This window comes from Leptolyngbya sp. 'hensonii' (assembly GCF_001939115.1).
Taxonomy (GTDB): domain Bacteria; phylum Cyanobacteriota; class Cyanobacteriia.
Genome location: NZ_MQTZ01000011.1, coordinates 1 through 11,885, shown reverse-complemented (window position 1 = coordinate 11,885; position 11,885 = coordinate 1). Strand labels below are relative to the sequence as shown.

At 54.9% G+C, this 11,885-nt stretch carries 10 protein-coding genes, 1 pseudogene and 1 riboswitch; of the genes and pseudogenes, 6 read left to right on the top strand and 5 right to left on the bottom strand.

Annotated features, from left to right (window positions below):
- The first annotated feature begins 392 nt into the window (after window positions 1-392).
- From BST81_RS03630 to BST81_RS03610, 5 genes are all read left to right on the top strand, one after another.
- Window positions 393-1,604: an HhoA/HhoB/HtrA family serine endopeptidase gene (locus BST81_RS03630; RefSeq protein ID WP_075597322.1), complete on the top strand. Its 1,212-nt coding sequence runs from the start codon at window positions 393-395 to the stop codon at window positions 1,602-1,604.
- A gap of 65 nt (window positions 1,605-1,669) precedes the next feature.
- On the top strand, window positions 1,670-2,194 hold the full coding sequence (gene def / locus BST81_RS03625; RefSeq protein WP_075597184.1) for a peptide deformylase: 525 nt from the start codon (window positions 1,670-1,672) through the stop codon (window positions 2,192-2,194).
- 95 nt (window positions 2,195-2,289) lie between these two features.
- Window positions 2,290-2,457: riboswitch (TPP riboswitch) on the top strand.
- Between the two features lie 7 nt (window positions 2,458-2,464).
- Window positions 2,465-3,838, top strand: a complete 1,374-nt coding sequence (gene thiC, locus BST81_RS03620) for a phosphomethylpyrimidine synthase (RefSeq protein ID WP_075597183.1) — start codon at window positions 2,465-2,467, stop codon at window positions 3,836-3,838.
- Window positions 3,839-3,974: 136 nt separating this feature from the next.
- Window positions 3,975-4,424, top strand: a complete 450-nt coding sequence (locus BST81_RS03615) for a response regulator (RefSeq protein ID WP_075597182.1) — start codon at window positions 3,975-3,977, stop codon at window positions 4,422-4,424.
- Between the two features lie 279 nt (window positions 4,425-4,703).
- A complete protein-coding gene (locus tag BST81_RS03610; RefSeq protein WP_075597181.1) occupies window positions 4,704-5,780 on the top strand; it encodes a response regulator in 1,077 nt (358 codons plus the stop codon).
- Between the two features lie 28 nt (window positions 5,781-5,808).
- Here BST81_RS03610 and BST81_RS03605 read toward each other — a convergent pair whose 3' ends face one another.
- From BST81_RS03605 to BST81_RS03585, 5 genes are all read right to left on the bottom strand, one after another.
- Window positions 5,809-7,974, bottom strand: coding sequence for an urea transporter (locus tag BST81_RS03605; protein ID WP_083636647.1), 2,166 nt, complete (start codon window positions 7,972-7,974; stop codon window positions 5,809-5,811).
- On the bottom strand, window positions 7,968-9,341 hold the full coding sequence (locus BST81_RS03600; protein WP_075597180.1) for an alanine racemase: 1,374 nt from the start codon (window positions 9,339-9,341) through the stop codon (window positions 7,968-7,970). Before BST81_RS03600 ends, BST81_RS03605 begins: the two co-directional genes overlap by 7 nt.
- Before the next feature lies 1 nt (window position 9,342).
- Window positions 9,343-10,380, bottom strand: a complete 1,038-nt coding sequence (locus BST81_RS03595) for a carboxylate--amine ligase (RefSeq protein WP_075597179.1) — start codon at window positions 10,378-10,380, stop codon at window positions 9,343-9,345.
- On the bottom strand, window positions 10,377-10,658 hold the full coding sequence (locus tag BST81_RS03590; protein WP_075597178.1) for a PqqD family protein: 282 nt from the start codon (window positions 10,656-10,658) through the stop codon (window positions 10,377-10,379). The genes BST81_RS03595 and BST81_RS03590 overlap by 4 nt, the downstream gene beginning before the upstream one ends.
- Window positions 10,659-10,789: 131 nt before the next feature.
- Window positions 10,790-11,266: a Spy/CpxP family protein refolding chaperone gene (locus BST81_RS03585; RefSeq protein ID WP_075597177.1), complete on the bottom strand. Its 477-nt coding sequence runs from the start codon at window positions 11,264-11,266 to the stop codon at window positions 10,790-10,792.
- Between the two features lie 337 nt (window positions 11,267-11,603).
- On the opposite strand from BST81_RS03585, the pseudogene BST81_RS03580 reads away from it, so the two are divergent.
- Window positions 11,604-11,885: pseudogene (locus BST81_RS03580) on the top strand (hypothetical protein); the annotation flags it as partial.

Sequence of the window (11,885 nt, the reverse complement as noted above, 5' to 3'; positions counted from 1 at the left end):
AAAGGACTGCAGCCCATTTGGCCAAAAAAGCTACCCATGGGAGCAAAACGATCGCTTTTCAGTCTTATTAGTCAGATCAGTGGGACGAATCCGGGTATTCATAATCCTGAAACAGGGATGCCATGACCACGTCATAATGACTCCGTAAACTGAGGATGGGCACAGAGATTGAGGCATGAACCCATACCAATAAGCCTGGAAGACTATTCCACCTCCCAAGGCTGATTTTCAAGCTCTGGATATCAAACCCTGACGGCAACATTATGCTCAGATGCAAAAGCCTATCGAGTCGCAGCTCATTTGGCAAGAAATTTAATATTAAGGTATTCCTCTTCCCATCGGGTTACCCATCACTTTTGGATTATTTATAGGGAAAAACTGAAACCATGACCATGCATCATCACACCTCTTCTCGCCAGGGTTGGAAGCCCTGGAAAACGCCCTCCACCTATCTCCTGTCAATGATGCTAGGTGCAGGGATGATGTTTGCAGGCAGCCGCTGGTTGATCCCAGCCGAAGCCAAGCCCGTCCAGACGGACCCTGTCATTGCCCAGATCCGCTTACCGGCTGACGAATCTGGTGCCAACTTTATTGCAACTGCAGTAGAACGAACAGGACCCGCAGTCGTCCGAATTGATTCAGCCCGTACCGTCAAGAATCGAATTCCAGAGCCCTTTAACGATCCCTTTTTCCGACAGTTCTTCGGTTCGGAGTTCCAGATGCCTCCCGCCACTCGGGTCGAACGTGGCACTGGCTCTGGATTTATTACCACGACAGACGGGATGATTCTCACAAATGCCCATGTGGTCGATGGGGCCGATACCGTCACCGTCACCTTAAAGGATGGACGAAACTTCCAGGGCAAGGTGCTGGGCACTGATCCCGTCACAGATGTGGCTGTGGTTAAGATTCAGGCCAGCAACCTACCCACAGTCTCCCTAGGGAACTCCGATCAGTTGAGGCCAGGAGAGTGGGCGATCGCGATCGGGAATCCCCTGGGTCTGGATAATACCGTCACCGCCGGGATCATTAGCGCCACAGGTCGTACCCCCTCTCAGGTAGGGGTTCCTGACAAGCGAGTTGGCTTCATTCAGACTGATGCCGCGATTAACCCCGGCAATTCCGGTGGTCCCCTGTTGAATCAGCGTGGAGAGGTCATCGGGATGAATACAGCCATTATTGGGGGCGCTCAGGGCCTGGGCTTCGCGATTCCGATCAACACCGCTCGCCGGATTGCCGATCAGTTAATTACCAAAGGCCGGGTTGATCACCCTTACCTGGGGATTCAGATGGCAACTCTGACACCAGAACTCAAGCGCAACATTAATAGTGACCCCAATAGTAACTTTGAGGTTCAGGACGATCAGGGGATCCTGGTGGTGAGAGTGATCCGAAATTCACCCGCAGCCAAAGGAGGCTTGCGGACTGGTGATGTGATTGTCCGGATCGATAACCAGATCGTCAAAACAGCAGATCAGGTGCAGCGAGCTGTAGAAGACAGCTCTGTGGGAGGCAATCTCTCGATCGAGGTGCGGCGTAACGGGCGATCGGTGGCGCTCACCTTGCAACCTGGGGCGTTCCCAGTGCGCACCGCCGACAATTAACCCCCATCGCTATAGAGACGTTACCTCCAACGTCTCTATAGCAAACGCCACCAAAACCCAATCCCATGAGCCCTATCCTAAACATTGCCCAATTGGGTGACCCGATTCTGCGCCAACCCGCTCAGCCAATCGAGGACATTCACGATCTAACCATTCAAACCCTGATTGATAACCTGCTGATCACCCTAACCCAGAAGCATGGGGTTGGCCTGGCCGCTCCCCAGGTAAGTCAACCCTACCAATTGCTGATTGTGGCTTCCCATCCTAATGCCCGCTATCCCCAGGCACCAGAGATGGAGCCAACCGCGCTGCTCAATCCCCACCTGGTAGCCCACTCCGATGAGGTGGTATCAGGTTGGGAAGGGTGTCTGAGTGTACCGGGACTGCGGGGCCTGGTGCCCCGATACCGGGCGATCGAGGTGGAGTACACCGATCGTCAGGGACACTTTCACCGCCAACAATTCACAGAGTTTATCGCCCGCATTTTCCAGCATGAATATGATCACCTGGAAGGGCTAGTCTTTCTCGATCGAATCGAAAACAACCGCCACCTGATGACGGATCAGGAGTACCTGAAGCAAATTGTTTGACGCAGGTCCACAACTAAAGCCAGGGAACTTGACGACGATTTCTGTAAGACTTCCTGAATATTCAGTGCTTCCCGATAGCTCAATGGTAGGATCAATAGCCAAGCTAGGGGTGCCTGACCTGAAATCAGGCTGAGATAGTCCCTTAGAACCTGATTTAAACTGACTCTTAGCCCTCGCAAGAGCCTCGATACCCTCAGATCGGGTCTCAGCTTTGAGCCAGTTTACTGGGTAATACCAGCGGAGGGAAGCTGTTTATTCGAGGAACTGAATATGCGAACAGAATGGATCGCGAAGCGTCGCGGGCAGAGTAATGTTACTCAAATGCACTATGCCCGACAGGGGGTGATTACAGAAGAAATGCAGGGGGTGGCCCAGCGGGAAAATTTGCCCCCCGAACTGATTCGGGAAGAGGTGGCCCGGGGGCGGATGATTATTCCTGCCAATATCAATCACCCCAACCTGGAACCGATGTGTATCGGGATTGCTTCCAGATGCAAAGTCAATGCCAATATTGGAGCTTCTCCTAACTCTTCCAACTTGGGTGAGGAAGTCGGTAAGCTGCAATTGGCTGTGAAATATGGAGCGGATACCGTGATGGATCTATCCACCGGTGGAGGCAATCTAGACGAAATCCGGACAGCCATTATCCAAGCTTCTCCGGTGCCGATCGGGACGGTGCCGGTGTATCAGGCGTTGGAGAGCGTCCATGGCACGATCGAAAAGCTGACCCCAGATGATTTTCTACAGGTGATTGAGAAGCATGCTCAGCAGGGGGTGGACTACATGACCATCCATGCTGGGATTCTGATGGAACACCTACCCCTGGTCCGCAGTCGGCTCACAGGGATTGTCTCCCGAGGCGGAGGCATCATCGCTCGCTGGATGCTGCACCATCACAAGCAGAATCCGCTGTATACCCACTTTGATGACATCATCGAGATCTTTAAGAAGTACGATGTCTCCTTCAGTCTGGGGGATTCCCTGCGACCCGGTTGCACCCATGATGCCTCCGATGCCGCCCAGTTAGCAGAGCTCAAAACCTTAGGTCAGCTAACCCGACGGGCCTGGGAACACGATGTTCAGGTCATGGTGGAAGGACCAGGCCATGTGCCCATGGATCAGATTGAGTTCAATGTCCGGAAGCAGATGGAAGAATGTTCCGAAGCTCCCTTCTACGTCCTCGGTCCCCTAGTCACAGATATTGCACCGGGCTATGACCACATCACCTCTGCGATCGGAGCCGCCATGGCCGGTTGGTACGGAACAGCCATGTTGTGCTACGTGACCCCGAAGGAACACCTGGGCCTACCCAATGCGGAGGATGTGCGGAATGGCCTGATCGCCTATAAGATTGCCGCCCACGCCGCTGATATCGCCCGCCACCGTCCAGGAGCCCGAGATCGGGACGATGAACTCTCCCGAGCCCGCTACAACTTCGACTGGAATCGCCAGTTTGAGTTGGCGCTGGACCCCGATCGGGCGCGGGAGTATCACGATGAGACTCTCCCAGCCGACATTTACAAAACCGCCGAATTCTGTTCCATGTGTGGTCCCAAGTTTTGCCCCATGCAGACCAAGGTGGACGCAGAAGCCCTGACTGAGCTGGAGAAGTTTCTGGAACGGGAAAAAGTGAGCCAGAGCTAGCCCGGCAAAACGGCAAGTTTTAAGGGGGTGGGATGGACAGATCTCCGAGCCAGGGACCATCTCTACTCCCTCTCCATACCAATGGAATAGCTGTAAAATCAAGTCTCGGGAGCCAATTTTTATTCAACCCACCCTAATGAGCAGCAAAACAATTGTAGCCATTGAGGATAGCGACGAGGATTTCGCTGCCTTAGCGCGGATCATGCGTCAGTTTTCGCTGGATATTGAAGTTCGAAGATTCATAGACGGGGATGAAGCCCTGGACTATTTATACCGTACAGGTTCCTATACAACCCTCAAGAACGCACCTCCCCCAGCCCTGATCCTGATGGATCTGAACCTGCCCGGTACGGATGGCCGGGACATCATTCATCAAATTAAACAAGAGGATCAGCTTAAAACCATTCCGATTATCGTTTTGACAACCTCTTCCAATCCCAAGGATGTGGAAATCTGTTATCACTACGGTGCCAACAGTTATGTCCTCAAGCCCATGGGAGCTCAAGAGCTAAAACGGACCATCCGCGATCTTTTTCACTACTGGTTTGAAACAACTCTCCTCCCGACAGCCGCCTCCCTCTCCTAGTATTTTATTTTTCCAGCAATTTTTTTTACAGGATTAGCCCCTGCTGATTTAAGCTGGGACAGGGGGCGATGGAAGGGAGGCAGAAGTCAGGAGAAAAATTGCATTCTGAATCTGGACACCTCATTGTTCTTTTCTGGTGTTGCTGCCCCGCGTTCAGTTGATAGCTGTGCTAGGAATAGCACTGGAGTGGGAAAAATGAATGCAGCAAGGCAGTGACGCCTCTGGTGATCTCCGTCATTTGAAATCCTTGTTTGGATAGTGTAAATCACCCCTGCAATCATGAGTCCAGAAAATCCGCCCATTTCTTTACTGATTGTGGATGACGAACCAGGTAACTTTGACGTTATCGAGATTCTTCTGTTTAAAGAGTCCTACCAATTGAGTTACGTCCCCAATGGGAGCGAGGCCTTAGCCTATCTGGAACAGCACCAGCCCGATGTTATTTTGCTGGATGTCATGATGCCAGGACTCAATGGCTTTGAGGTCTGCCGACACATTAAAGCTCAACCGCAATTGCAACACATTCCCGTCATCATGGTCACGGCCCTGAACACCAAGGAAGACCTGGCCCAATGCCTCGATTCTGGTGCCGATGACTTTGTGAGCAAACCGGTGAACGGGGTTGAATTACGGGCCAGGGTTCGTTCCATGCTGCGGATCAAGCAACAGTATGATGCCTTAAAAACCCTCATGCAGGTGCGCGAAGATCTGGTCAATATGATTGTGCATGACCTGCGAAATCCTCTTTCCAGCATCACCCTATCCTGTGAGTTTCTGAAACTGCTGGGACTGGATGAAAAACCGCTCCGGAAAATACAACAGATTGGAATTGCCGGGCAGCAGTTGCAGTCTTTAATTGACAGCCTACTGATCATGGCCAAATTGGAATCTGGCAAAATGGATCTAAATTTGCTGCCAGCAGATCTGCGGATCATTGCCAGCATGGCCCTTGAAGATTTTGAGGCGATCGCGGCTCAAAAAAATATCCAACTGATTAACGACCTGCCCAAGGTTGAGCACACTGTATTCATTGACAGCCCTATTTTTAGACGGATTTTTGATAATTTACTCTCCAACGCCATCAAGTTCTCCCCTTCCGGCAGTCAGGTAACCCTCAAAATTGACTACCCGGTTGATAAACAGACCAGAATTTCTGTCGCAGATTTGGGACCAGGCGTCAGTAAAGAGCTCCGCCAACAGATCTTTGACAAGTTTGATATTGGCAGCATTATCAGGGGAGCTCCCCAAACTGGTTTGGGACTGGCGTTTTGCAAAATGGCGATCGAAGCCCATGGCGGTAGCATTTTCGTTGAAGACAATCAACCCCGAGGATCGGTTTTTATTGTGGAATTGTAGAGCCGTTGCCTGTCCAGGCAACGGCCTGTTAAATCAACATCAGGGCGAGATCGCCCACCCCCACCTTCAACCATTCCCCAGTAGACGCAAAGATCACAGACGTGGACAGGGTCTGTCGAGTCCCAGGCAATTGCAATCTGCCCGTCAGGGTCTCATTCGTTTCCCAATACCCCTGATACGAAACAGAGGCCAGTTGGGGCCAGAAGGCGCTGGCGAACTGATACAGAAGACAGGGGAAACCACCGCTCACGGTACTGATGGGCAGATAGTCCTGCCAGGCATGGCCCACCTGCCGGATGAGGGGCAGGCGGGGAACAGCCAGCCAGAGGAGCCGCAACCAGGGATCCTCTCCCTCCATGCGATGGAACATCAAAACGGTATCGTCCCGCCCAAAGAACAGTTTGGCTTTACCGGAATCCAGATAAAAGGAGCCATCCACCGCCATCTTGACCACCACCTCCAACCGCCCGACCACCTGGCCCCGACGCATCTTGCAGAAGGAGAGACGACTGTCGATCGGGAACGTCATAGCCTGGGCCAGCACCAGATCAGGTCGCACTGGCTCCAGCACCGACTCCACTGCAGGAATCGATTCTGTCTGGAACTGGCCATCCACCAGGAGATTAACAAAGCTGAACGGAACCGTGGCCGCTCCAATATCGGGTTGGAGCTGCACCTGGATATGAATATGGGGTTGGGGAGAATAACCAGAGTTACCACAGCGCCCCAATAGGGTCCCCGGCTCCACCCGATCGGCAGCCTTGACCACAATACTGTGCTGGGCAAAGTGGGAAATTTCCACATAGAACCCGCGTTCATCGTAGAGCACCACCGCATTGCCCCAATTGTGGGCCTGATCCACCGTTCCGATCGCGCAGTCCGGCAGGTCATTCACTACCCGCACCACCCAACCTCGTATCGGGGACAGCACCGGCTTCTGGAAGGCATAGTAGTCCGTCAGTTGCAATCCAACATCCCGGTGGGTCTGCCCTTGATCATCCCGAATCAGGAAATCACAAGCATAGCGCCACAGCCCCTGATGGGTCCAGGCTCCCTCAAAGCCCTGCCAGGTCACCCACCGTCCGGTGAAGGGCACCATCAGGGTGCGGCCCGTCCCTTGATACCGGCGCTGGATAGTCAGTTCATGGTCCAGGGTTTTTTCTGGAGACGCCTGAGGATAACGGGCCAGGGAGCGAGACCCCGCCAACCCCAGCAGATACAGCAACAACAGCGTCACCAAATTGTAGGGTAGGGCATGCACCGGCAGGGCCACCGCTGCCCAAAAGACGCTAATGGCCTCCCCGACGATGGCAGCCAGAGCGACGCTGATTCCGGCTAGAAGATAACTGCGGGGTGAGGGCAGGAGATAGAAGCCACCGATCGCCAGGGCGACCAGCATGAAGTTCAGGGCTGCCGGATCATAGTAGACATAGGCAAAGGTGCCGGTGAGAATCCCACGCACAGTCGTTCCCAGGGCATAGCCCAGCAACACCAGGAGAAACTGGATGCGGGAATTGACTAGGAGGAGAGCCACCACCACAATACCCACCCAAACATTGGGCAGGAAGAAAATCAACCCCAGGGTGCGAAGAAAGCCTTCGATCGGGAGAGGCAAACCGATGGTATAGGCATAGACCGGCACTACGGCAGCTTTGAGACCGGCATAGCGATAGGCAGCCAGATGCACGACCCAACTCACCACCACAAAAGGCAGGCTCAGCACCGGCAGGTAGAAGAAGGTCCGGAGCACATGGGACAGGACCCAGGTTAGCAGAAAGGCCAGCACCCCAGCCCCAGCAGCCAGGAACAGGGCCGCCGGACTGAGTTGGAACAAATAGCCGACCCCGAGTCCGGCCAGCAGGGGATTAAATAAGAATGGCCCCTGCCCCAGATAGGTCTGCCCCAATTGGGTGATGCGGGCAAAGGCAACCGCAGCAAAGACTCCAACCAACCCCATAGCCAGAACAGAGGGCTGCAGCAGCATGGCCGAGAGGAGCAGCGCACCAGGCAGAATCCCACGCAGGAAGAGAATTTCGGAGGTGGCTGCACAAACCGCCTGGAGCAACGCTCCCAGGGGTTGGACAATGGGGTGGAGGATCGATCGAACCGATCGCTGTTTCGAGGGGGGCACCCCCCTCTGTGCCCCTGAGAGCGGGTGAGCTGAGGAGGACGCGCCGATCGGCAGATCTAGCATGGCTGACTCTCCATCCCCGATCGGGTGGCCAGATGGGAGGGAAGATGCTCCCGTCGATCCAGATCGCTCAGGTCTTCTGCCGATCGGATCAGCTCCACCTCACCCGCCTCTGTCACCAGCACCACATTGGGCCGATACTCAATGAACTGGAGCCACTGGGTATTGTTGTAAGCCCCGACCGTTGAAACCACTAGCCGATCGCCCCGAGAAAGCGGCGGCAGGGAAATTCCCTCATCCACCACATCGATATTCATGCAGAGGGGACCATAGAGGACCGAAATCTCACAGGGACCGGGAATGGCGCGGGCCATAGCGATATCAAAGCGATACCAAAAGGCCGTAAACAGGAGATTCACACCCGCATCCATGACATAAGCCGGTGTGCCATTGGGTAATCGTTTCGTACCACAGATACTGGTAATCAAGGACCCGGCCTCATCGATCACCGCCCGGCCCGATTCAATGATCAGGCGGGGCCGGTGACCCGGTTTCAGGGTCCGCCAGAGGGTATCACAGATGGCATCGGCATAGTCGTCGATCGAGGGCAGCACCACATCCGCCGCATGGTAGACCCCCTTGAGGCGACTGCGGGAGGGAAAGCCCCCACCAATATCAAGATAATTCATCCGCCAGCCCCAACGGGCTTCCACGTCATAGCCAAACTGCACCATCTTCTCTACCTGCTGGGCATAAGCCTGGGGGTCCATGATGAAGGTGCCAATGTGGCAATGCAGCCCCACCAGCCGCAATTTACCCCCATCCACTAACCGCTGCACCACATCCATAGCCTGACCCGACTCCAGGTTAAAACCAAAGCGGGACCAACAAGGCTGAATGCCTGAATCCAGATTCAGGCGCATGCCCACCTCGAGAGGCCGCCCCAGACGGGTTGCGATCGCCTCTAGATCCTCCACCTCATCCAGGTGATCGATGTTGATCGTCACCCCATCCCGCACCGCTGCTTCCAGGGCATCAAAGGGCTTATGGGGACCATTCCAGATGATTTGCTGGCCAGGAACCCCCAGGACCTTCGCCTTGTCGTACTCCATCTTAGAAACCAGTTCAGCCATCGCCCCCTCCTGATGCAGAATGGCACAGATGGCTTTCAGGTAGTTGGTTTTGTAGGACCAGCCGAAGGTAACTTCGGGATAGCGGGTGGCAAAGGCGTTACGAATCGTGCGGAACTGTCGCCGCAGGGTTCGTTCCGAGTAAACAAACAGGGGCGACCCAAACCGCTGCACCAGCTCCTCTACCGGCACCCCTGCAATTTCCGATCGGACACGACGCTGCCGGGGAGCAGCCCCTGCGAACTTGTTCATCGTGCCACTGTGTAACTTGTGAATGACTGGCTTGGCGTAAGCTTGCATCTTATCTCTCTCCCAGAGTCACGAGGGTTTGTAGAGGAGCCGTATCCGTCACAATTTCGTAGGTGTAGCGCATGAGAAACTTCCCAGCTTCATAGGATGGGATGGGGGGCAGGGGCAGGCCCAAGGCAGCCCCCACCAGTCGGGCGGGCAGGTTTACCCCCACCCCTGTCGCAAAGTAAGTCCAGGCGGGGAAGCGGGGATTAATCTCAATCAGGTCGATGCGTCCGTCCCGATCGGCAATGCACTCCAGTTCAAAGGGGCCTCGCCAGCGGGTATGGCGCAGAAAGGCTTCAGCCGTGGCCAGCAAGCCGGGATGGTCGATCGTCACCCCGCTCCAGATCTTGCCCAGATCGGTCGTGCCCATCTTCTTAATGGCAACCAGACCCAGATGGCCACCGGCCCCATCGCCCACGCCCACCAGGTTCAGTTCCGTCCCGATGACAATCTGCTGCAGGATGATGGGATAGCCCCATTCCGCCGCCAGGGCATGGAAATGGCGTAGCAATTCTGCCTGGTTTGTCACCCGATAAGCTTGGTAGTATGGCCCCTTGATCATCAGGGGAAACCCCAGTTCCACCGCTGCATCCCGCAGTTCTCCGATCGAACTGGCGGTGAAGGTCCGGGGGGTATGTCCCCCAAAAGCAGCCACCGCTTCCACAAGGCGAGCCTTATGCCGCAGGGAAAACTGTTCCTTGGTGGGCAGATAGGTGTGGATGCCCATAGCCTGCAGCGCTTCACCACAGCGAATATAGAGGGGTAGTTCCAGATCAAAGTTGGGAATCACACAGTCGAGGCCGACCTGCTGTTGAATCTGCTCCAACCGTTCTAGCAATAGATCAGGTTCAGCCGAGGGATAGGGCATGATGAAGCGGCGATCGAAGAGCCAATCCATGTACAGACCCGGTTCCATCACATCGTAGGCCAATCCCAGGATTTGCATGGGCAATTGGGCTTCCCGCAGGCTGCGGGCAACTCCGGTCCCGGGACCGGGATTATCCACAGCGTTAATACCAGTCACGGCGATCGTCAGGGGTTTCATCGGTTAACTCCAATGACCCCTAAGAGGGTGAGCTGTTGGACAAAATCTGTAACATCGCGCTCAGCGATTCCCTGGGCCACACCAAGCGTCTGCACCAGAGTTATCGCAATTTTGTGGGGGCTGTGGCCCTGTTGCAAAAGGCGCAAGACTTCCTGTCCGGTAGGATTCAACAGGTAACTGTCTCCTGTGGTCGGATCGAAGGCAAAGCCATCTTCCTTGACTTGCAGAGAACTAAAAACGGTCACGGCAGTTTGATTCGGTCCTAGAAGTGTTCTCATGAGTTATTCCTTGATCAGGGTTTCGGGATAGGGGCGCGACCGATCTCTGCCCAATGGAGATCGGGTCTGCGCCAGTCAGGAATTGGTCTTACACAGGGAGCACCGTCACATGTTGATCTGCAAGGCTTGTCCTATGGAGCCGGAGGGGCTGGGGGCTGGGGCGGGCCAGGGGGACGATCGGCAGCCAGCTTGGCCCGCTGCTCTGGTGTCAGCACCTCCCGCATCTTGAGCATGACCTCAAAGCGACGCTCATCCATGGCTTGGCGCAACCGCTGGACTTCTCGATTCTGCTTCCGCAGCTCATCCGCACTGGCATTGGCAGCCAGCAGCGATCTCATCTTTTCGTCAGCCTGACGCAACTGTTGCATCAGGCTTTCGGCTCCTGAGCGCTCCTCCGATAGGATGGTTTGGATCTTTTTCTGCTGCTCGGCAGTCAGATTCAGGCGCTGCAAGGGTGGGGGTAATGGATTCCCTCCTGATGGGGGCAAATTTCCAGGGGGATTGCCAGGGTTATCCGGGGGCATGCAGGGGTTGGCGAGGGCAACAGTGCTAGCGATCGGCAGGGTCAGCAGAGCTGGCATCCAGAGAGGAAGGGAAAAGGGTTTCATCTGATGCTCCAGGGAATAACAAGCTTGATTTGCGAGATATGCCCATCCTATGGGCGACCCCCCTGTCCTCACCTGGATCGCTGTGACCAACTTAACTGAGTCGGAAGGACTGCTTTCCCCCCTACCCTTTCTGGTCCCAGAGAACGATGCCACTTAGTCCCAAAGGACCAGAGGATTCAGGCAATTAGACCCTCGTTTTTCAGGGGATAACTCCCTAAACTGGAATTTAAATTGAGCCTTTGATCCAAGCCTCTGATTTGTGCAGATGTTAGCTGCAAGGTTTGTCATGTTTTGACCAGGGGCAACCCGATCCACAGAGCAGGTAAAAACAGCATCCATGAAATGGTCACCCTGGCATAACCGTCCGATTCGGTTGCTACTCTACCTGGAGTGGATTCTTCTGGTGATTGCGCTGGTGACCGCACTGACCCCTCCCCGTCTTCCCGCTCCACCCCAGGGACCGTTTCAACCCCCTCGCCAGCAGCAGGTTCAGCCCCTGCCCCCACCCGATCGCAACCGCTTCCCCAATCCCAACCGGCCACCGCCTCAACCCGGTGTTCCGATCGACGGGCATCCGTTCAACCAACCAGAATTAAATCCACCGCCCCCCSGACTAACC

What these genes read in the sequence shown, in the direction of transcription:
- BST81_RS03630 (WP_075597322.1), top strand. Translation starts at nt 393, where the DNA reads ATGCATCATCACACCTCTTCTCGCCAGGGTTGGAAGCCCTGGAAAACG.
- def (WP_075597184.1), top strand. Translation starts at nt 1,670, where the DNA reads ATGAGCCCTATCCTAAACATTGCCCAATTGGGTGACCCGATTCTGCGC.
- thiC (WP_075597183.1), top strand. Translation starts at nt 2,465, where the DNA reads ATGCGAACAGAATGGATCGCGAAGCGTCGCGGGCAGAGTAATGTTACT.
- BST81_RS03615 (WP_075597182.1), top strand. Translation starts at nt 3,975, where the DNA reads ATGAGCAGCAAAACAATTGTAGCCATTGAGGATAGCGACGAGGATTTC.
- BST81_RS03610 (WP_075597181.1), top strand. Translation starts at nt 4,704, where the DNA reads ATGAGTCCAGAAAATCCGCCCATTTCTTTACTGATTGTGGATGACGAA.
- BST81_RS03605 (WP_083636647.1), bottom strand. Translation starts at nt 7,974, where the DNA reads ATGCTAGATCTGCCGATCGGCGCGTCCTCCTCAGCTCACCCGCTCTCA.
- BST81_RS03600 (WP_075597180.1), bottom strand. Translation starts at nt 9,341, where the DNA reads ATGCAAGCTTACGCCAAGCCAGTCATTCACAAGTTACACAGTGGCACG.
- BST81_RS03595 (WP_075597179.1), bottom strand. Translation starts at nt 10,380, where the DNA reads ATGAAACCCCTGACGATCGCCGTGACTGGTATTAACGCTGTGGATAAT.
- BST81_RS03590 (WP_075597178.1), bottom strand. Translation starts at nt 10,658, where the DNA reads ATGAGAACACTTCTAGGACCGAATCAAACTGCCGTGACCGTTTTTAGT.
- BST81_RS03585 (WP_075597177.1), bottom strand. Translation starts at nt 11,266, where the DNA reads ATGAAACCCTTTTCCCTTCCTCTCTGGATGCCAGCTCTGCTGACCCTG.